At 61.2% G+C, this 20278-nt stretch carries 17 protein-coding genes; 9 read left to right on the top strand and 8 right to left on the bottom strand.

The window, feature by feature from the left end:
* Window positions 1-333 precede the first annotated feature (333 nt).
* The 9 genes from V8Z65_RS01005 (at window position 334) to V8Z65_RS01045 (ending at window position 12499) form a co-directional block, all read left to right on the top strand.
* Window positions 334-1494 (top strand): hypothetical protein, encoded by a 1161-nt coding sequence (locus V8Z65_RS01005; RefSeq protein ID WP_338721957.1) that lies wholly within the window; start codon window positions 334-336, stop codon window positions 1492-1494.
* Between the two features lie 111 nt (window positions 1495-1605).
* Window positions 1606-3600, top strand: a complete 1995-nt coding sequence (locus V8Z65_RS01010; protein ID WP_338721958.1) for a hypothetical protein — start codon at window positions 1606-1608, stop codon at window positions 3598-3600.
* A gap of 21 nt (window positions 3601-3621) precedes the next feature.
* On the top strand, window positions 3622-5925 hold the full coding sequence (locus V8Z65_RS01015) for a type I secretion system permease/ATPase (protein WP_338721959.1): 2304 nt from the start codon (window positions 3622-3624) through the stop codon (window positions 5923-5925).
* 3 nt (window positions 5926-5928) lie between these two features.
* Window positions 5929-7263, top strand: coding sequence for an HlyD family type I secretion periplasmic adaptor subunit (locus V8Z65_RS01020; RefSeq protein WP_338721960.1), 1335 nt, complete (start codon window positions 5929-5931; stop codon window positions 7261-7263).
* Between the two features lie 152 nt (window positions 7264-7415).
* On the top strand, window positions 7416-9275 hold the full coding sequence (locus V8Z65_RS01025; protein WP_338721961.1) for a feruloyl-CoA synthase: 1860 nt from the start codon (window positions 7416-7418) through the stop codon (window positions 9273-9275).
* Window positions 9276-9277: 2 nt separating this feature from the next.
* Complete coding sequence (locus V8Z65_RS01030) at window positions 9278-10519, top strand: thiolase family protein (RefSeq protein WP_338721963.1); 1242 nt, start codon at window positions 9278-9280, stop codon at window positions 10517-10519.
* Window positions 10519-11280, top strand: coding sequence for an SDR family NAD(P)-dependent oxidoreductase (locus V8Z65_RS01035; protein WP_338721964.1), 762 nt, complete (start codon window positions 10519-10521; stop codon window positions 11278-11280). The genes V8Z65_RS01030 and V8Z65_RS01035 overlap by 1 nt, the downstream gene beginning before the upstream one ends.
* Before the next feature lie 8 nt (window positions 11281-11288).
* Complete coding sequence (locus tag V8Z65_RS01040) at window positions 11289-11708, top strand: thioesterase family protein (RefSeq protein ID WP_338721966.1); 420 nt, start codon at window positions 11289-11291, stop codon at window positions 11706-11708.
* A gap of 20 nt (window positions 11709-11728) precedes the next feature.
* Window positions 11729-12499, top strand: a complete 771-nt coding sequence (locus V8Z65_RS01045; RefSeq protein ID WP_338721968.1) for a crotonase/enoyl-CoA hydratase family protein — start codon at window positions 11729-11731, stop codon at window positions 12497-12499.
* A gap of 79 nt (window positions 12500-12578) precedes the next feature.
* Here the strand turns inward: V8Z65_RS01045 and V8Z65_RS01050 are convergent, their stop codons facing one another.
* The 8 genes from V8Z65_RS01050 to V8Z65_RS01085 form a co-directional block, all read right to left on the bottom strand.
* Complete coding sequence (locus tag V8Z65_RS01050) at window positions 12579-13559, bottom strand: ABC transporter substrate-binding protein (protein ID WP_338721969.1); 981 nt, start codon at window positions 13557-13559, stop codon at window positions 12579-12581.
* Between the two features lie 19 nt (window positions 13560-13578).
* Window positions 13579-14688: an ABC transporter permease gene (locus V8Z65_RS01055; RefSeq protein WP_338721970.1), complete on the bottom strand. Its 1110-nt coding sequence runs from the start codon at window positions 14686-14688 to the stop codon at window positions 13579-13581.
* Window positions 14685-15551, bottom strand: coding sequence for an ABC transporter permease (locus tag V8Z65_RS01060; RefSeq protein WP_338721971.1), 867 nt, complete (start codon window positions 15549-15551; stop codon window positions 14685-14687). The genes V8Z65_RS01055 and V8Z65_RS01060 overlap by 4 nt, the downstream gene beginning before the upstream one ends.
* The gene (locus V8Z65_RS01065; RefSeq protein WP_338721972.1) at window positions 15548-16057 is read right to left on the bottom strand and encodes a hypothetical protein; all 510 of its coding nucleotides are present in this window, start codon (window positions 16055-16057) and stop codon (window positions 15548-15550) included. The genes V8Z65_RS01060 and V8Z65_RS01065 overlap by 4 nt, the downstream gene beginning before the upstream one ends.
* Window positions 16058-16232: 175 nt before the next feature.
* Window positions 16233-17018 carry an ABC transporter ATP-binding protein gene (locus V8Z65_RS01070; RefSeq protein ID WP_338721973.1) on the bottom strand — a complete coding sequence of 262 codons (786 nt, stop codon included), beginning with the start codon at window positions 17016-17018 and terminating at the stop codon, window positions 16233-16235.
* 37 nt (window positions 17019-17055) lie between these two features.
* The gene (hydA, locus tag V8Z65_RS01075) at window positions 17056-18507 is read right to left on the bottom strand and encodes a dihydropyrimidinase (RefSeq protein WP_338721975.1); all 1452 of its coding nucleotides are present in this window, start codon (window positions 18505-18507) and stop codon (window positions 17056-17058) included.
* Entirely contained in the window at window positions 18504-18941 is a 438-nt protein-coding gene (locus V8Z65_RS01080; protein WP_338721976.1) for a DUF559 domain-containing protein, read from the bottom strand. The genes hydA and V8Z65_RS01080 overlap by 4 nt, the downstream gene beginning before the upstream one ends.
* Before the next feature lie 82 nt (window positions 18942-19023).
* Window positions 19024-20274 carry a Zn-dependent hydrolase gene (locus tag V8Z65_RS01085; protein ID WP_338721977.1) on the bottom strand — a complete coding sequence of 417 codons (1251 nt, stop codon included), beginning with the start codon at window positions 20272-20274 and terminating at the stop codon, window positions 19024-19026.
* Window positions 20275-20278: the final 4 nt, after the last annotated feature.

A 20278-nucleotide genomic window follows, 5' to 3' on the forward strand; every position in this document is an offset into this window, starting at 1 on the left:
AGAGGGGATTGGAAACGATCTAGTCCCAAAGCGCCCCTCAAAGTTGTTCTAAATCGATAAGATTAAGACCGACCCGTTCCGCCTAGCCTGAAGTGGTCGCTATACTTCCTGTCTCTTCAAGCAATACTTGGCTCCGCGATGCACATTTGCGTGTTTCGCGTTGGGTAATTGAGTCCTGGGCTTTGAGCGTGCTGATCAGTTTTTGCGTCCGGCACCGGTGGTCCGCGTATCTCGCGTATGCCCTTCCAGTCATGAGCTGCCAGATATGCCTCCAACCGAGATGAGAGGGGGTCCTGGTCTGCTCAGCCATTTATGTCACTGAGGAGAGTAATTATGGCTGACGACTTCAACAATAATGGCGGAGCCACCGACAACTCCGTCAACTTCGACGACTTCGAACCCGAAGATTCCTTCAACGACAACTCAACCGACAATTCGACCACGGTTGATGACATCGAGGTGGACGTCGAAGACTCCGGAAATTCCAACTCTTACAACGACAATTCCACCGATGTGGATGCCGACGTTGATGTGGATGTGGAAGATTCGGCCAACTCCAACTCCTATAACGATAATTCCACCGATGTGGATGCCGATATTGACGTTGAGGACACTGGCAACACCAATTCCTACAACGACAATTCTGACAATCGTGACCAATCCCTGGCCTTCGCCATGGACGATTCGTTGAACGACAATTCAGTCAACGGATCGATGAACGACAACTCGACCGACAATTCCACCACGATCGATGACATCGAAGTGGACGTTGAGGACACTGGCAACACCAATTCCTACAACGACAATTCGACCGATGTGGACGTGGACGCCGATATCGAGGATGTCGCCAACGACAAGTCGATCAATGGTTCGCAGAACGACAACTCGAACAATTCGGTCAACGGGTCGATGAACGACAACTCGACCAATACCGACGCCTCCACCGACATTGACGCCGATGTGGACGTGGATGTGGACATCGAGGATTCGTTCAACAGCTCGGACGACGATGCTACGGGATCGTTCAACTCCGATGACGACTTTGCCGACCTCGATATCGGCACCGCCACCATGGACAACCTGTTCATCAATAGCGGTTCGCTCGAATTCGACCCCGGTGATGACGTCAACTTCGAGAACGTCTTCAATGGCGCCTTCTCGGGCGGTGGTGGTGACACCGGCTTCGCTATCAGCCAGGTGGCCGATATCGTCGACAACGACCACCTCGACAATGTCCAGCAAAACAACGGCGGCGGCATCTTCAATGCCTATGCCTACGCGGACGATGCCGATGCCAATGGCAACAGCCTGAGCTCCAGCGCTGGCGACGATTCCTCGAGCAGCAACCACGCTGACGGCAGCGCCCATGTCACGGGTACCGCCTTCAACATGGAAGTCGTGCTCGGTGCCAACCTGCAGCAAAACGCTGTCGATGCGACGGTCGTTGGTGGCAACAACCACATGTACAACGACGCCGGCAACGACGACGCATAACGAGCGCCCCCAACGCTTGTAGTGGATCTGCGCGGCAGCGCCCCGCCGCGCAGATCATCTTACTTCCGCTGGTTCGTCGGGATGCGGATTGGCGAGTAGGAGGTATCCCCAGTGTTTTTTCCAAGCGACCCAATTTCAGAAATCGTCGTTCACTTTCTCGGCTATTTCGAGATCGCGGTGGAGGATATGAAAATCCGCCTCGAGCTCGAGCAGGTGGATCACGCAGCGCAAGCCGCGCCCGAGGCGCCGGCAATGCAGCAGAAATCGGTCGACATGCTCCAGGCCTATGCCCTGGGAGCCTATGAGCCCGGCGTCTTTTATGCGCCCCCCGATTTTCCCATCCGCGGCGAAGCCCCTTTTGGTCCTGCCCATGTCGCCTTGGCTGCACCGCCCGCCTTCGCCCACCCCGATATCGACAAACCCCTGGCGCAATGGCCCGCCGCACCCGGCGATGTCGTGCTGCCCCTGATCGGCACCGAGCCCGGTTCTGTTATTGCTGTGCTCTGGCAGACCATCAGCCTCTCCGACGACGACGTTTTCGTCATGGGCACGCTGGACGCGCCGCTCGTTTATCATTCGGGCGCCGGTTCGGGCCTGATCGGCCTCCAGGCCGCCAGCAGTGCTGTCCTCGGCCCGATGCATTCAGGCCCTGCAATTGCAAGCTATAGCGATGCACCCCTGGTCATGGATGCGGTCGACGCCACCACCCTGGCGTATCAGACCAATCCGGACACCCAGTTTGAAACACTCGAGACCCTGACCGGGACCTATGCGAACGGCCAGATGGTCGAGGAGGCCCCCGATCTCTCCCAGGCCCTGCCCAAGCACCTGCAGGAAGAGGCGGAGGACCCATTGCCGGCCGGCACCACCAAGGTCTCCGGCGGGCATGAGGCGCATATCGAAATCCTGGGCGACGATATCGACGGATCGGTGACCTATAACAGCGGCGGCAATTTTCTTCTCAACCAGGCCTCAGTGCTCAATGGCGGCCTGGTCGGCACGCATTTCGTCGTCGGTGGAGATTTCCACCAGCTCGACGCCATCATCCAGACCAATGCCTATTGCGATATGGACGATATCAGCCCGGACTTTCCGCTTCTGGCCCTGTCCGGTGGCACCAATGCCGTCAATGTCGCAAGCTTCGTCCAGGAAACGTTCGATGCGGCCGGGGATGCCGCCCAGGCCAATCCCGGGGTCATGCCTGAGAACTGGCAGATTACCTGTATTGCCGGCGACATCGTCTTTCTTGAATGGATGAAGCAGCTCACCTTCATGTCCGACCAGGATGTGGGGGTATTGACCGCGGCCGGCACCAATGCGGTGGTAACCAGCGGCGAGAATGTCGGCTTTAATGGCGTCAGCTTTGCCAATATCGGCTCGCTCTATGATCTGATCCTGGTCGGCGGCAATGTCTATGACGCCAACATCATTGTTCAGACCAACATCCTTTACGACAATGACACCATCGCCATGCTCGGCGGCGGTGGCGACGGTCATGGCGCCCCGGGAAGCCTGAATACCGGCAATAACCTGCTCTGGAACCAGGCCTCGATCCACAATGTTGGCGCGACCGACGTGCAGCAGGGCATTTCCGATCATTATAAAGGCGCGATGGACAGCCTGGCCAATGGCAACAAGAACATGCCGTCGAGCCTTTACGCTGCCGAGGATTTCGAGGGTATAGCCATTCCGCGCGTCCTTTACGTCTCGGGCAGCATCTATGATCTGCGCTATATCGAGCAGACCAATGTTCTGGGCGATGCCGACTTCGTCGCCTTGCAGAAAAAGGCCTTTCTCGACGGGCAGCCGGCAACGGAATGGGATATCGACACCGGCTCGAACGCCTTGGTCAATATCGCGGCCATCAAGGACTACGACACTTTCGGTGACACGATCGAAGTGGGCGGCAACCACTATTCCGATGCCGTCCTGATCCAGGCCGAAATTCTCCAGGCCCAGGACCAGGACGAAGACGACGCACTGGTTACCGAAGTCGTGGCCTTCCTGGACCATGCCGAAATCCTGGCCGACGCGCCCGACTATGCTCATGGCGATCTCACCCATGATGCAGCGCCGGTCGACCTCATGCAGTCTGTCCTCGCTTAAATCATTCCCCGGATCCAGCACATGACTTTCGAGCACCAGAGCCGCACTGATCATGAGGCGCTGGGGCGTCAATTGCGCAGCGCCAATCAGACGCGCACCGACCGGATGGATCGGATCATGGACGACATCCATCTGGCTGCCGCCGAGCTGGACGAATTGGCTCGTGGCTACACCCCCTCGACCCAATCGGGGGAAGACAACAAGGCACAGTGGGCCGTGGAGTCGGTACCCGCCGAACCGCGCCCTGCGGCCCCGTCCGCGCCGCAATCGGCCCTGCGGCCGGGGGCGGACGATGCGCCCGAGACGCCGGGACCGGCGCCCCAGCAGGCACCGCCCTCGCAAGCGCCCGACCCCGAGCCACAGCATTTTGGGCGGCCGGAAGGGGATGCCGCTACGCATGCCGAACAGCCGCAGCGTCAATTCCGCGAGCCGGACGCCGACAAGCCCCGCGATCGCATACCGCCGGTTCTTGAAGGGGATCGCGGGCCGCTCAAATCGACCGCCAGGTCGGGCTCGGGCCATGGCGGGGGCGAGGGCTCGCGCGGTTCCGGCAATGGTGGTGGCGGTGGCGGTAGCGGCGGATTTCACAAACGTGCCGCGCAGCCCAATTTCACACAGAGCCTGGCCAGCGGCATGGCGGCGGTGCGCGCCAACCTGTCCATCGTCATGGCCTTCACCGTCTTCATCAATATCCTGGTCCTGGCCATTCCCATCTACCTTTTCCAGATTTCGGATCGGGTGCTGACCAGCCGCTCGATGGATACCCTGATCATGTTGACCGCCGCCGTTGTCGGGGCGGTGCTGTTGCAGGCGATCCTGGACGCCGTCCGGCGCTTCATTCTCATGCGGACCGCCGTGGAGGTGGCCGTGCAACTGGGATCGCCCATTCTCAGCGCCGCGGCCCGCGCATCGCTGCACAGCAATGGCCGGGACTATCAGGTTCTTGGCGACCTGCAGCAATTGCGCAGTTTCATCGTATCGGGGACGCTATTGTCCTTTCTCGATGCACCCATGGCGCCGCTCTTTGTCGTTGCGGTGTTTCTGATCCATCCGCAATTGGGCCTGGTGGTGATTGGCGCGGCGATCTGCCTTATCGCGATTGCCATGATCAACCAGCGGCTGACCGCGCGATCCTTCACCGACGCCAATAATTTCCTGAGCCGGGCCACGCTGCATCTCGACTTCATGTCCCGCAATTCCCAGATCATCAACGCCCTGGCCATGATACCGGAAGTGGTGCGCATCTGGGGACGGGACACGGCCGGTTCGCTCAAGGCCCAGGTCAAGGCCCAGGACCGCAATATCATCATGTCCAGCATATCCAAGGGCGTGCGCCTCTTGACCCAGATCACCATGCTGGGCTGGGGGGCCTATCTGGCCATCCAGGGTGAAATTACCGGCGGCATGGTCATTGCCGGCTCCATCATCGCGGCCCGGGCGCTGACCCCGATCGAGGGGGCCATTGAGGGCTGGAGCGGGTTTTCGCAATTCCGCGCTTCCTATGGCCGCATCAAGGGGCTGCTGCAATCTTCGCCCTTCAATTTCGAACGGCTGCTCCTGCCCGAACCCAAGGGGCGACTGGATGTCGAACGGATATTATTCGTGCCGCCGCCCAACAAGAAGGTGCTGCTCAACGGCATCTCCTTCTCGCTGCAGCCCGGGGAATCGCTGGCCGTCATCGGCAATTCGGGCTCGGGCAAGACCACGCTGGGCAAGATGCTGGTTGGATCCATCCTGCCCACATCGGGCTCAGTGCGGCTGGACCTGATGGATCTGCGCAATTGGGACCAGCGCCAGTTCGGCGAAAATATCGGCTATCTGCCTCAGGACGTGCAGCTCTTTCCCGGCACCATCAAGGCCAATATTGCGCGCATGCGCGAAGATGTCAGCGACCGGGACATCTACGAGGCAGCGGTTCTGGCCGATGTGCACGAGCTGATTGCCAGCCTGTCGCAGGGCTATGAAACCTATGTCGCGGGCGATGGCGCCCCGCTTTCGGGCGGCCAGAAACAGCGCATTGCACTGGCGCGCGCCTTTTTCGGCAATCCCAAGCTGGTGGTGCTGGACGAACCTAATTCCAATCTGGATTCGCAAGGGGAAGCGGCCCTGGCCCGGGCGCTCGAACATGCCAAAAAGCAGAAGATCACGGTGGTGACCATTACCCAGCGACCGGCCCTGCTCAATGTGGTCGACAAGATATTGGTGCTCAACAATGGCTCGGTCTCCATGTTCGGCACGCGCTCCGAAGTCATGGCCGCGCTGACCGCAAAGGCGGGAACCAATCCCGCCGGGATCAACGCGCCAAAGCCTGGTGGGGGGAACTAGACCATGTCGGCAGCCGGAGAACTGCACAGCCTGGAATGGTATAGCGGCGTGCCGCGATCGATCGGCAAGCAGGTCTGGCTCGGCGTCCTGCTCGTTGCCCTGGCCTTCGGGGGCTTCGGCACCTGGTCGGCGACCGCGCCTTTGTCGGCGGCGGTCATCGCCCAGGGCAGCTTTGTCGCCACCGGCGAAAACAAGATCGTGCAGCATCTCGAAGGTGGCATCATCAAGGACCTGCTGGTGCGCGAGGGCGACAAGGTGATTGCCGGGCAAAGCCTGTTGCTGCTCGATGAAACCGCAGCCAATGCCTCCACCAAGCAATTGCAATTGCGCGTCATTCGTCTCGAGGCGATCCGCGCCCGGCTGAATGCCGAAGCGCTGGAGCTGGACGAATATGTGCCGCCCGATACGGTCAAGGACCATATGGCCAATCCCGATATTGCCGCGGTGGTCGAAAGCCAGCGCACCAATTTCAAGGCCGCGCGGGACAAACTGCTCAACGAGACCCGGCTGATCGAGCAGAATGTGGCGGCCCTGCAATTCCGCATCAGTGGCCGCCAGGCGCAGATCGAATCCATGCATAGCCAATTGGCCCTGTTGCGCGAGGATCTCGCCGCCATGCGCGAATTGAGCGAAAAGGGCGTGGTGGCCCAGTCCTCGGTCCGCACGGCCGAGCGTGCCGTTTTCGATGCCGAGGGCGATATTTCGCGGCTCGAGTCCGAGGTGCAGGAGGCCAATACCCAACTCGAAAAATTTTCTGGTGAAATCATCCAGGCCCGCGACGCCGCACGGCAGGCAGCGCTCGATGAAATGCAGACTGTCGAGGCAGAGCTCGAAGCACTCAGGGAGCAGACGCGTCAGGCCCAGAACATTCTCAATCGCACCACGATTTCCTCGCCCGTAGCGGGAACTATTGTGCGCATGTATTACCACACCACCGGCGGTGTGGTGGAAAGCGGCCTGCCCATTTTCGAGATCCTGCCGGCCGATGTGCCGCTTATCGTCGAGGTCAAAATTCCGCGTATGCAAATCGACGAGGTCAAGGAGGGCCAGGCTGCCAATATCCGGCTGACCGCCCTCAACCAGCGCACGACGCCCGTCCTGGATGGCGAGGTGCAATATATCTCGGCCGACACGATATCGGACGCCCAGGGCATGCATCGCGACGTCTATCTGGCGCGGGTGACCATTCCTTCGGACCAGATCGCCCGCATTCCCGGCTTTTCGCCCACCCCTGGCATGCCCGCCGAGGTGCTGGTGCGCACCCGCGAGCGCACCTTCCTCGATTATCTGATCAAGCCGGTTCTTGACAGCATGGCCCGCGCCTTTCACGAACAATAGGATCGGGCGAGCCCCCGAGGTCAGCCCCGCGCCGTTCCCTAATGGGGCAGCGCGGGCTGCCATGCGTCCGATCGCCAAAGCGGAGCCATGGCCATGCCCCCTTGCATCGAATTTAATTATGCTACATAACTAAATCCGTGAGGAGGAGTCTCATGGGTTATCAGTCGATCCCGATCCGCCCGGTGCGGCTGGGAAGCATGGCAGCGACGGCCGAGCCGCGCGCCGATGGCACCACCATTATTCGCTCGGTAGAGGCCCTGGGCTCCTATCCGCGCGCCATTGTCGATGCGCTGGAGAGCTGGGCGCAAAAGACGCCGGACGCCATTCTGATCGCCGACCGGGAAGACGCCGGCTGGCGGGAATTGAGCTACGCCCAGGTCATGGCCCGCATCCCGCCGCTGGCGCAGGCGCTGCTCGATGCCGGCCTGTCGGCTGAGCGGCCGCTGATCGTGCTTTCGGGCAATGAGATCGAACATTTCCTGCTCGGCATGGCGGCGATTTGGGTGGGCATCCCCTATGCCCCGATTTCGCCGGCCTATTCCCTGATCTCGACCGATTTCGGCAAGCTGCGGCACATTGCCGGCCTTCTCACCCCGGGCATGATCTATGCCAGCGATGGTGCCCGCTTTGCCCCGGCCATCGATGCTGTCTTTGCCGGCGACATCCCGCTTGTCGTTCGGACCAATCCCATTGCCGGACGCAAGGTCGGCCTGTTCGACGATCTGCTGCAGACCCCGGTCACGCCGGCCGTGGCCCAGGCGCATGACGCCATCACGCCCGACACGATTGCCAAAGTGCTGTTCACCTCGGGCTCGACCGGCCTGCCCAAGGGCGTCATCACCACCAATCGCATGATGGCCTGCAACCAGCAGATGATCCGTCAGGCGTTGGCCTTTCTCGCCGATGAGCCGCCGGTTCTGCTCGACTGGATGCCATGGAACCACGTGGCCGGAGGCAGCCATAATACCGGCATCGCCATCTACAACGGCGGCAGCTTCTATATCGACGATGGCCAGCCGACCCCAGCGCGTTTCGGGCGCACGCTGGAAAATCTCGGCATGGTGCAGCCGACCTTTTTCACCAATGTGCCCAAGGCCTATGAATTTCTCGTCGCGGCCTTTGACGAGCACCCCGAAATCCGCCGCAATCTCTTTGCCCGCGTAAAAATTCTTCAATATGCGGGGGCCTCCTTGTCCCAGCATGTCTTTGATGGGCTGGATCGAGCCGCCAAGACCGAGCTCGGTCAACGCGTCATGATCATCACCGGCTATGGTTCGACCGAAACGGCGCCTTTTGCCTTCACCACGACATGGCCGGTCGAAGAGGCCGGGCATATCGGCCTGCCCGCGGCGGGCATGAGCATCAAGCTCGTGCCCAATGGCGACAAGACTGAATTGCGCATGAAGGGCCCCAATGTCACGCCGGGCTATTGGCGCGATGCCGAAAAGACCGCCGCCGCTTTTGACGAGGAGGGCTTTTACTGCATTGGCGACGCGGTGCGTCAGGCTGACCCGGATGATCTGGGCAAGGGTTTCGTGTTTGACGGACGCGTGACCGAGGATTTCAAACTCTCGACCGGGACCTGGGTCAATTTTGCCTCGGTGCGGGCCGCCGTGATTGGCGCTTGCGCGCCACTGATCCGCGACGTGGTACTCACCGGCGCCGACGACAATTTCATCGGCGCCATGATTTTCCCCGATCTGGTGGCTTGTGCGCGGCATGCCGGCCTGCCGGCAGATGCCGATGCCAGCACCATCATTAGCCACCCCTCGGTTCGCCAGCTTTTCGCCGAGAGCCTGAACGATCTGGCGCAAAGGTCCACCGGCAGTTCCAACCATGTGGCGCGGGCATTGGTCATGGCCGACTTGCCCGATATCGACAAGGGCGAGGTCACCGACAAGGGCTCGATCAACCAGCGCGCCGTGCGCGCCCACCGCGCCGACCTGGCGGCGAGCCTTTACGCGGACGAGCCCGGCCCCGAAATTTTCATTCTGCCCCGGAAAGGCGCCTGAACATGAGCAAAGGCCTTCGCCTCACCTTCGATGACGCCTGGCTGCTGGGCGGCGCCCGGACCCCCTTCGTGGATTATCGCGGGGCGCTCAGCGCGATTTCACCGATTGACCTGGGCATCAAGGCGGCGCGCGCGGCGATTGAAAAGACAGGCGTCAAGGCCGCCGATATCGGCCACACCATAGCCGGCTCCATGGCCCAGGCCTCGTTCGATGCCTATGTCACGCCGCGCCATATCGGCCTTTATGCCGGTGCACCCATCGAGGCGCCGGCGCATCTGGTGCAGCGCATCTGCGGCACTGGTATCGAGGTCATCGCCCAGGCGGCGGATTCGGTCTCGCTCGGACGGGTCGATCTGACCCTGGCCGCTGGCTGCGAATCCATGAGCCGCAATCCCATCGCCGCCTATACCCATCGCAATGGCTTTGCCATGGGCCAGGTGGAGTTCAAGGACTTCCTCTGGGAAGCGCTCTATGACCCGGCCGGTTGTGTCAATATGGGCGACACCGCCGAGAACCTGGCCAAACAGTACAACATCCCCCGCGAGCGGGTGGACCGGTTCGCCGAGCGCAGCTTCAACCGCGCCATTGCCGCGCGGGATGCTGGCATTTTGGCCGAGGAAATCGTGCCGGTGATCAGCGAGACCTTCGAGATCGACACGCTCGACAAGCGTGGTATCAAGCTGCCGCGCGGCGTCGAGAGCGTCGACACCGATAGCCATATCCGTCCCTCGCCCTATGAGGTGCTGGCTAAGCTTCGTCCGGCTTTTGGTGGTGTGCAGACCGGCGGCAATTCGTCGGCCATTGTCGATGGGGCAGGGGCCGTCCTCGTGGCGTCGGGCGCCTATGCCAAGGCCAATGGCCATAAGCCACTGGCCCGCATTCTTGCCAGTGCCGCTGTCGGCGTGCCGCCCCAGATCATGGGCATCGGTCCAGCCCCCGCCATTCGCGCCGTGCTCGAAGTGGCAGGCATGAAGTTCGACCAGATCGATCGCATCGAGATCAACGAAGCCTTCGGCGCGCAAATTCTGGCCTGCGTGGATGAATTGGGGCTTGATGAAGACAAGCTCAACGTCAATGGCGGCGCCATTGCCATCGGCCATCCGCTCGGTGTTACCGGCATTCGTCTCGGGCTGACCTTGGCCAATGAACTGAGGCGTTCCGGCACCCGCTATGGCATTGCCTCGGCCTGTATCGGCGGCGGGCAGGGCATTGCCCTCCTCATCGAAAATCCGGAGGCCGTGTGATGGATATTGCAGGCAGGACAGCCTTCGTTACCGGTGGTGCCTCCGGGCTTGGTGCCGCCACGGCACGGGCGCTGGCGGCGTCCGGTGCCAAACTCGGCATTTTTGACCGCGACGCGGCCAAGGGCGAGGTCATTGCCGCCGAGCTTGGCGGCCGGTTCTTCGCCCTCGATGTGGCCGATGCAGCCAGCGCCGAAGCTGCCGTGTCGGCGGCGGTGACCGCGCTGGGAGCGCCCTCCGTGCTCGTTAATTGCGCCGGCATCGGTACTGCCGGACGCATTGTCGGCCGCGATGGCCCGATGGCACTCGACGCCTTTTCCAAGGTCATCAATGTCAATCTCGTCGGCAGCTTCAACATGATGCGGCTTTGCGCCCATGCCATGTCGCTGGCCGAAGCCGATGACAATGGACAGCGCGGCGTCATCATTTCGACGGCATCGGTGGCCGCTTTCGAAGGCCAGATCGGCCAGGCCGCCTATGCTGCATCCAAGGGTGGGATCGTGTCGCTGACCCTGCCGGCGGCGCGCGAATTTGCGCGTTTCGGCATTCGCGTCCTCGCCATTGCGCCCGGCCTGTTCCTGACGCCCCTGCTCGAAGGCCTGCCACAGGAAACCCAGGACGGGCTGGCCGCTGCCATTCCCAACCCACCGCGCCTGGGCAAACCATCCGAATTCGCCGATCTGGTCATGGCCATGGTCGGCAATGACTATCTCAATGGCGAAGTGGTGCGGCTGGACGGTGCGCTGCGCATGCAGCCCAAATAGGAGCCGCGATGTTCACCAATATCACGCGGGTGGAGATCCAGTTCGGTGACTGCGATCCGGCCGGCATTGTCTATTATCCCAATTATTTCCGCTTCTTCGACAATGCCACGGCGGCCATGCTCTCGGCGGCCTTTGCCATGCATAAGCGCAACTGGCTGGCCCATTACGGCATTGCCGGCATCCCTATGGTCGATACCGGCGCCCGCTTCATCCGCCCGTCGAGCTTTGGCGACGTGGTCGAGATCAGAAGCGAAATCACCGACCTCGGCCGCTCGAGCTTTGCGGTGAAACACAGCCTCTTCAAGCACGGCGAGCTTGCCATCGAGGCCCATGAAAAGCGCGTCTGGGTTGTGCGCGGCGAGGATGGTTCCATCCGTTCGGCGCCGTTGCCGGACGAGGTCCGTGCGCTTCTGGGCCAGAACACCTGAATCGAAAAAAGGAAAAATCCATGAGCCAGGATCAGGTGCTGATCGTCGAGCAGAAAGGCGCCATCAGCCATTTGACGCTCAACCGTCCCGATAAGCGCAATGCCCTTAACGATGACCTCGTGGCGGCGCTTGATGACTTTTTCTCAGCGGTGCCGTCCGAGACGCGCGCCATTGTGGTTTCGGGCAATGGCGGGCATTTCTCCTCTGGTCTGGACCTTTCGCAACATGTGGCGCGTGAACCCCTGGAAGTGATGGCCCATTCGCGCAATTGGCACCGGGTCATGGCGCGGATTGCTCAATCGCAGGTGCCGGTGATTGCCGCCATGAGCGGCGCGGTCATGGGCGGTGGGCTCGAATTCGGCGCCGCCTGCCATGTGCGTGTCGCCGAAGAGACGGTGCGCTTCCAGATGCCCGAAGGACTGCGCGGCATCTTTGTCGGTGGCGGCGGCTCTGTGCGCATCTCCCGCCTGATCGGTCCCGATCGCCTGACCGAAATGATGCTGACGGGCCGAACCTATTCCGGCATTGAGGGCGAGCGGCTGGGGCTTGCCCATCACGTGGTGCCCGAGGGCCAGGCGCTCGAAAAAGCGTTTGAGCTGGCCGAGCGCATTGCCAAGAATTCGCCGACCATCAATGGCTTCATCATTCAGGCCATCGCCCAGATCGGCACGATGCCGCCCGAAGCCGGGCTTTATGCTGAAAGCCTGACCGCGGCATTGAGCCAGACGGGCCCGGATGCCGAAGAGGGGCTGCGGGCCTTTCTCGAAAAACGCCCACCAGTCTTTCGCTAGGCCGGGCCAGCACCACCAAAGCGCAAAGCAAACGGGCGGCGCCTGCGCACCGCCCGTTCCGTCAGCGGGTTGATGCCGCTTACTTCAGCGCGTCGGTGACCACCGAGGTGTAAGCGCCTTCCGGCGTTGCTTTGATGATCTCCTGGTCGAGTAGGGCCTGCACGGTACGATCGTAAGTGTCCATGTTGAGGGCCGGGTCAGTGGCGTCGACCAGCTTGGAAACCTCGCCCACCATATAGAGCTGGTGCTCATATTCGGCGGCACCGGTATCGTCCATTTCGACCACGATTTCGGCGGCTTCTTCCGGGTTTTCCAGGGCATAGGCCCAGCCCTTCATCGAGGCCTTCACAAAGCGGGTATAAGCGTCGACCTTGGCCGGATCGGACAAGGTATCCTCCATGACATAGAGACCGTCCTCGAGCAGGTCATTGCCCATATCGGTATAGTTGAAAATGGTCAGATTATCCGGGCCGTAACCGGCATCGAGTGCCTGACCATATTCATTATAGGTCATGACCGAGATGCAGTCGGCCTGGCCCTGGATCATGGGCTGAATGTCAAAGCTCTGCTGCAGAACGGTGACGCCGCCTTCCGATCCATCGGTCGGAATGCCTTCCTTGTTCATCCAGGCAAAGAATGGATATTCATTGCCGAAGAACCAGACGCCCAGCGTGTGACCGGGGAAGTCGGCAACTTCCTTGATGCCGGTCTCTTCCGGGCAGATCATCATCAGGCCCGAACGCTTGAAGGGCTGGGCAATATTGACCAATGGCACACCCGATTCACGGGCAGCCATGCCGGCAGCCATCCAGGTGACGATGATATCGGCGCCACCGCCGGCAATCACCTGTTCCGGGGCAATATTGGGGCCACCGGGCAGGATGGTGACGTCCAGGTCTTCCTCGTCGTAAAAACCCTTGCTTTCGGCAACCAGATAGCCAGCGAACTGCGCCTGGGTGACCCACTTCAACTGTAGGGTCAGCGCATCGGCGGCCATGGCGGCCGGCGCGGCCGAGAGCGCCAGAGCGCCAGCCAGCATGCCGGTAATAATCTTCTTCATTCTCGTTCCCTTTTCCCTGTTACGCCCGTCCACCACGGACAGACGGATGCCAGAAGGTGACGCCCCTCTCGATGAGGGCTACACCTGCATAGAAGGCGGACCCCGCGACCGCAGCAACAGCGATCTCCGCCCAGACCAGGTCGATGGCGAGACGCCCCACCCCGGTCGAAATCCGGAAGCCCATTCCCACTACGGGCGTTCCGAAGAATTCCGCTACGATTGCGCCGATCAAGGCCAGAGTCGAGTTGATCTTGAGGGCGTTGAATATGAAGGGGCCCGCAGCGGGGAGCCTGAGCTTCATAAGGGTTTGCCAATAGGAGGCGGCATAGGTGTGCATGAGGTCGCGCTCGATGGTCGAGGCGGCATTGAGCCCCGCCACCGTGTTGACCAGCATGGGAAAGAAGGTCATGGCGACAACGACCGCGGCCTTGCTTTGCCAGTCGAAGCCAAACCACATGACCATGATCGGGGCGATGCCGATAATGGGCAAGGCAGACATGAAATTGCCGATGGGCATGACCCCGGCCTTGAGGAATGGGGAGCGGTCGACCGCGATGGCGACGATGAGCCCGGCGAGACAGCCAATGGCATAGCCCGGCAACACCGATTTGATGAAGGTCTGGACGAAATCGGCCCAGAGCGTGGGCACTTCGCTGGTGAGGCGCGCCCAGATGGCCGAGGGTGGTGGCAACAGGACCGGTGGCACATTGGCGCCGCGGGTCACCACCTCCCACATGACCAGAAGGGCGAGGCCAAAAACCACCGGGATCACCAGACCCGTGCCGGTTTCCGGCAAATCCCCGGCCCGAATTGCACTTGAAAGCCGCTCCACAAAGAGCCAGGCGAAGGCCCAGGCCGCAAACAGGGCCAGCCAGAAATGCAAGGGCAGGGTCGCATCCGGCGTCAGCGACATTAATAGCGCAGCAGCGCCAAAAGCGGCCAACAGGCCATCGAGCCAAAGGCTGAACGGCATAGCCAGACGGAGGAGTGAGAGGCCTGCCAGGACAAAATAGCTCGCCATGATCGGCGAGGAGTCCAGCGTCGGCAGACAGGCGATGAAACCAATCATGCCGGCGCCACCGGCAATGAGGGCAAGATAGAGCTGCAGGCTTGAAAGCGTCCGGCTCATGCCCTGGCCCCCATGCGCGCATTGACCCATTTTTCGGCGCTGCCGACAATGGCGACCAGAACCGCAGCAAGGCCCGCCGCGATAAAGAGGGCCGCCCAGATTTGGACGGTCTGACCATTATAGGAGCCCGTGAGCAGCCGCACGCCGAGGCCTCCGCCCGAGGCGTTGGAGAGTTCGGCTACGACCGCCCCGATCAGCGAAATGGCAATGCCCACCTTCATGGACGCGAACAGAAATGGCATGGCGGCAGGCCAGCGCAATTTCCAGAACACCTGCCAGGGGTTGGCGTCATAGGTGCGCATCAGGTCGAGCTGAATGCCCTCGGGCGAGCGCAGGCCCTTGACCATGCCGACCACGACCGGGAAGAAGCTCAGATACATCGAGATCAGCGCCTTGGGAACAAGGCCGGTCATGCCGACCGAACCCAGACCCACCACCACCATGGGCGCAACGGCGAGAATGGGAATGGTCTGGCTGGCGACGATCCAGGGCATGAGCGAGCGGTCTGAGGCGTCATTATGGATGATGGCCACCGCCAGCAGCACGCCCAGCGTGGTGCCGAAGGCAAAGCCCAGCAGCGTCGCCGAAAGAGTGATCCAGCCGTGATAGGCGAGCGAACGCTTGGAGTTGATGTCGAGCGCCACCGTGGCGTTCCAGATTTCGGAAATGACCTGATGCGGCGCGGGCAGGACTGGCTTGTCCTGCGCCCAGGTCTGTTGGGCAAACTCAGTAAAGGGCACATCGACCAGATCGGCCCGGGCATTGAGTCGTTCCTGCCAGGGCGCGTTCATGACAATGGCAGCCGCATACCAGATGGCGATGATGGCGAGGAGAATGGTGAGGACGGGGAGGATGCGGGTCATGGCTTGGCGCCTTGGGTGAATCCCACTTCAAGCGCCACTTCTCTATCGGAATGGGCATCGCGTAGAGTGACTCTGAAGCCAGCTGGGCCAGGCGGATCCTCGGCCGTTATGCCGAAACGAAGGTCAATAAGGGCCGGGTGCAGGATATTCGGTCCGCGATAGGGGCCGGCGTAGCAGACCTCATTCATCGCTACCTGCTTTGTGCCGGACGGATCAAAGGCCTCGATATTGCAGCGAATTTCGGCGTGCCCATCTTGCGGTTCGGCATTGCTGAAGATGATCGCTATCGAACCCCAGTCACCGGGAGCAAAATGGGATTTTCCGGAGAACTGCGGGACCTCTGGCCGCGAGAACATTTCGTACCAGTTCAGATCATCGGTAACGACGACCAGGCCGGTGAACCGGCCATCGCTCTGCTTGTCGAGGCCGCTATCGGCCTGTTGCGCGCGAACAGGTGCGGTAAGGAGCGTCAGCATAGCGATGAGGACGGGGAGGATGCGGGTCATCTTGCTGTCCTCGAGTACGATACGCCCGCTCTCCCCTGAGGGGAGGGGGTTGGGGTGAGGGGTTCAGAGTGTGTCAAATCACCCTTGCTCCCCGGCGGCACTGAACTCCTCACCCGCCGCTGCGCGGCGTCCTCTCCCCTCAGGGGAGAGGTGATACCGGCATCCCACACCATCACTAAACCGCCCCCTCGTCATAGCTATGCCCGGCCCGCAGGCCCTCGCGGACGCGTGCGGCTATGGCCAGAAATTCCGGCGTTTCGCGGATATCGAGGGGGCGCTCCCTGGGTAGGGTCGATTCAATAATATCGGTAACCCGGCCAGGGCGCGGCGACATGACCACGATTTTGGTCGAGAGATAGACCGCCTCGGGAATGGAATGGGTGACGAAGCAAATCGTCTTCTGCGTTCTGTCCCAGAGTTTCAAAAGCTCGGAATTGAGGTGGTCGCGGACGATTTCGTCCAGTGCCCCAAAGGGCTCGTCCATCAGCAATAGATCGGCATCGAAGCTGAGCGCCCGCGCGATGGAGGCGCGCTGCTGCATGCCGCCGGACAGCTGCCATGGATATTTCTTTTCAAAGCCGGAAAGGTTCACCAGCTCCATGGTGCGCTGGATGCGCTCGGCCTGCTCGCGGGCCGAATGTCCCATGATCTCAAGCGGCAGGGCGATGTTCTTTTCGATGGTGCGCCAGGGATAGAGCGCGGCCGCCTGGAACACATAGCCATAGGCCCGCGCCTTGCGCGCCTCTTCCGGGCTCATGCCGTTGACGCTGAGCGTCCCTGAAGTCGGTCTTTCGAGATCGGCAATGGTGCGCAGGAACGTGGTCTTGCCGCAGCCCGAAGGGCCAATGAAGGAGACAAAATCACCCTTCTCGATGGTGAGATTGACGTCGCTGAGGGCGACAACATCACCATCGCCGGTAGGGAAGGTCAGACCGAGATTTTGGGCGGAGACGACACTCATGGGGAGGGGAGCCTCTGCATCAACCGAACCAAGTCCATCAAACCCCCGTCGCCGGAATACCCGTCCGCTCCACTTTGCGGGGCGCGACGATGTCCTTCCACTGGCTAAGCGCACGGTTCACAGGGTTTTTCGCCTCGCGGGCGACGAACTTGCCATGGCCCGGCTCGGCCTTCACTTCGCTTTCAACGATGGAGACCTTGCCGCGGCTCAGAACGAAACGCGGCAGGCCCGTGACCTCGAACCCTTCGAACACGTTGTAGTCGATGACCGATTGCTGGCTTTTGGCCGAAATGGTCTTTTTCCGCTTCGGGTCCCAGACCACGAGATCGGCATCGGCGCCGACCATGACCGCACCCTTTTTGGGGTACATGTTGAGGATCTTGGCAATATTGGTTGAGGTGACGGCGACGAACTCATTGGGCGTCAGGCGACCCGTATTGACCCCGGCGGTCCAGAGCACCGGGAGACGATCTTCGAGGCCGCCCGTCCCATTGGGGATTTTCGCGAAATTGCCGATGCCGAAACGCTTCTGCTCGGTGGTGAAGGCACAATGGTCCGTCGCCACGCAGGAGAGCGAGCCAGACTGTAGGCCCGCCCAGAGCGAATCCTGATGCTGCTTGTTGCGGAAGGGCGGGGACATGACGCGGCGGGCGGCATGGTCCCAATCGGGATTGAAATATTCGCTTTCATCCAGCGTCAGATGTTGCACCAGCGGCTCGCCATAAACGCGCATGCCCTTCTGGCGGGCGCGGCGAATGGCTTCATGCGCCTGTTCGCAGGAGGTGTGGACGACATAAAGCGGCACGCCGGCCATATCGGCCAGCATGATGGCCCGATTGGTCGCTTCGCCCTCGACTTCGGGCGGGCGGGAATAGGCGTGAGCCTCCGGGCCATTATTGCCCTCGGCCAGGAGTTTGGCGGTCATGGCGGCGACGACATCGCCATTTTCGGCATGGACCAGCGGCAGGGCGCCGAGCGCGGCGCAGCGCTGGAACGAGGCGAACATCTCATCGTCATTGACCATGAGCGCGCCCTTATAGGCCATGAAATGCTTGAACGAGGTGATGCCCCGATCAACCACCTGGGCCATTTCATTGAAGACCTGCTCGCCCCACCAGGTAATGGCCATGTGGAAGGAATAGTCGGTCGAGGCCTTGCCGGACTTGTTGTCCCACATCTGGAGCGCCTCAAGCAGGCTCTGGTTCGGATTGGGCAGGCAGAAATCAACCACCATGGTGGTGCCGCCAGCCAGCGCCGCGCGCGTGCCGCTTTCAAAGTCGTCGGCCGAATAGGTGCCCATAAAGGGCATTTCGAGATGGGTATGCGGGTCGATGCCGCCGGGCATGATGAGACATCCGCTGGCGTCCAGCACCTCGTCGCCGGAAAGATTCTTGCCGATCTCGGCGATGACATCGCCTTCGATCTTGACGTCGGCTTCGTAGCTGAGATCGGCGGTCACAATAGTGCCGTTCTTGATGACTGTGCTCATGATGCGTTCCCTTGTTTCCCCGGCCGCTCTTCACCTCTCCCTTTGGGGGAGAGGTCGGGCTTCGCGAAGCGAAGTCCGGGTGAGGGGGCCTTTTCTATGTGCTCGGATAGGACGGCAAAGACGCCATCGATATTGGTCAGGACATCCCTGTTCCAAAAGCGGATCACAGCGAAACCATAACTTTCAAGTTCGATCGTGCGAACGGCGTCACGCTTGTTCTGCGCATGTTGCCCGCCATCGACCTCGATGATCAGATCTGCTTCGCGACAGGCAAAATCAGCGATGTAGGGTCCAACCGGCAGCTGTCGGACGAATTTGAGCCCACGAAACTGCCGATTGCGCAGCAAGCGCCAAAGCTTTCGCTCCGCGTCCGACATATTGGATCGCAGGATCTTGGCCGCCTGCGCCGCAAACCGGGTTTTGAGTGTGCTCATTAGGCCCCCTCACCCGCCCCTTCGGGCCGACCTCTCCCCCAAAGGGAGAGGTGTCGCTGCGCGACTTCAGCTGCCCGCTTTATCACTCCACCACCCCCGCCGTCTCGACCACAGCGTGGAACAGAACATCGGCCCCTGCCGTTGCCCATTCCTTGGAAATGTCCTCAGCCTCGTTGTGGCTGAGGCCATCGACGCATGGGCACATGACCATGGCGGTTGGTGCGACGCGGTTGATCCAGCAGGCGTCGTGGCCGGCGCCCGAGACGATGTTGCGGTGGCTGTAGCCCAGCCGTTCGGCGGCGTCGCGGACGGCCTTGACGCAGTTTTCGTCGAAGGTGACGGGATCGAAATGGCCGGTGGGCTCGATGGTGAGACCCAGGCCCAGTTCCTCGGCGATTTTTGCTGCTTCGGCCTCGATCTGCTCGCGCATGGAGGTGAGCTTGTCGAGTTCGGGCGAGCGGATGTCGATGGTGAAGACCGCTTTGCCCGGAATGACATTGCGCGAATTGGGGTAGACATTGGCCTGACCAATCGCTCCCACGGCATTGGGCTGATGGGCCATGGCGATGCGATGCACCGCCTCGGTCACGCGCGCCATGCCGAGCCCGGCATTGACGCGCATATTCATCGGCGTCGAGCCGGTATGGGCCTCCTTGCCGGTCAGGGTCACTTCAAGCCACCACAGGCCCTGCCCATGAGTGACGACACCGATATCCTTGCCTTCGGCTTCAAGGATCGGACCCTGCTCGATATGGAGTTCGAACATGGCGTGAATTTTGCGCGCACCAACCTTTTCCGGACCTTTCCAGCCAATACGCTCAAGCTCGTCGCCAAAGCGCTTGCCCTCCGCATCGAGACGATCATAGGCCCAGTCCTGGGTATGCATGCCGGCAAAGACGCCCGAGGCCAGCATGGCCGGAGCAAAGCGGGTGCCCTCCTCATTGGTCCAATTGGTGACAACGATAGGGCGTCGGGTCTTGATGCCAAGGTCGTTGAGCGTGCGGATCAGCTCGAGCCCACCCAAAACGCCTAACACGCCATCATATTTACCGCCCGTGGGCTGGGTATCGAGATGGCTGCCGACATAGACCGGATCAAGGCTCGGGTCCTCACCCTCGCGACGGGCGAACATGGTGCCCATTTCATCCACGCCAAGGGTCATGCCCGCATCTTCGCACCATTTGGCGAAGAGTTCGCGGCCCTGCTTGTCGCTGTCAGTGAGGGTCTGGCGATTATTGCCGCCGGCAATGCCGGGGCCAATCTTGGCCATTTCCATCAGGCTCTCCCAGAGCCGGTCGCCATTGATCCGAAGGTTTTCGCCGGGAGAGGTCATGATG

The organism is Devosia sp. XK-2 (genome assembly GCF_037113415.1).
GTDB lineage: Bacteria > Pseudomonadota > Alphaproteobacteria > Rhizobiales > Devosiaceae > Devosia.

Bases quoted from the DNA above. Each gene is read 5' to 3' on its own strand.
- V8Z65_RS01050 (WP_338721969.1), bottom strand. From the start codon at position 13,559: ATGAAGAAGATTATTACCGGCATGCTGGCTGGCGCTCTGGCGCTCTCG.
- hydA (WP_338721975.1), bottom strand. From the start codon at position 18,507: ATGAGCACAGTCATCAAGAACGGCACTATTGTGACCGCCGATCTCAGC.
- V8Z65_RS01080 (WP_338721976.1), bottom strand. From the start codon at position 18,941: ATGAGCACACTCAAAACCCGGTTTGCGGCGCAGGCGGCCAAGATCCTG.
- V8Z65_RS01055 (WP_338721970.1), bottom strand. From the start codon at position 14,688: ATGAGCCGGACGCTTTCAAGCCTGCAGCTCTATCTTGCCCTCATTGCC.
- V8Z65_RS01085 (WP_338721977.1), bottom strand. From the start codon at position 20,274: ATGACCTCTCCCGGCGAAAACCTTCGGATCAATGGCGACCGGCTCTGG.
- V8Z65_RS01060 (WP_338721971.1), bottom strand. From the start codon at position 15,551: ATGACCCGCATCCTCCCCGTCCTCACCATTCTCCTCGCCATCATCGCC.
- V8Z65_RS01065 (WP_338721972.1), bottom strand. From the start codon at position 16,057: ATGACCCGCATCCTCCCCGTCCTCATCGCTATGCTGACGCTCCTTACC.
- V8Z65_RS01040 (WP_338721966.1), top strand. From the start codon at position 11,289: ATGTTCACCAATATCACGCGGGTGGAGATCCAGTTCGGTGACTGCGAT.
- V8Z65_RS01035 (WP_338721964.1), top strand. From the start codon at position 10,519: ATGGATATTGCAGGCAGGACAGCCTTCGTTACCGGTGGTGCCTCCGGG.
- V8Z65_RS01015 (WP_338721959.1), top strand. From the start codon at position 3,622: ATGACTTTCGAGCACCAGAGCCGCACTGATCATGAGGCGCTGGGGCGT.
- V8Z65_RS01020 (WP_338721960.1), top strand. From the start codon at position 5,929: ATGTCGGCAGCCGGAGAACTGCACAGCCTGGAATGGTATAGCGGCGTG.
- V8Z65_RS01030 (WP_338721963.1), top strand. From the start codon at position 9,278: ATGAGCAAAGGCCTTCGCCTCACCTTCGATGACGCCTGGCTGCTGGGC.
- V8Z65_RS01045 (WP_338721968.1), top strand. From the start codon at position 11,729: ATGAGCCAGGATCAGGTGCTGATCGTCGAGCAGAAAGGCGCCATCAGC.
- V8Z65_RS01025 (WP_338721961.1), top strand. From the start codon at position 7,416: ATGGGTTATCAGTCGATCCCGATCCGCCCGGTGCGGCTGGGAAGCATG.
- V8Z65_RS01070 (WP_338721973.1), bottom strand. From the start codon at position 17,018: ATGAGTGTCGTCTCCGCCCAAAATCTCGGTCTGACCTTCCCTACCGGC.
- V8Z65_RS01005 (WP_338721957.1), top strand. From the start codon at position 334: ATGGCTGACGACTTCAACAATAATGGCGGAGCCACCGACAACTCCGTC.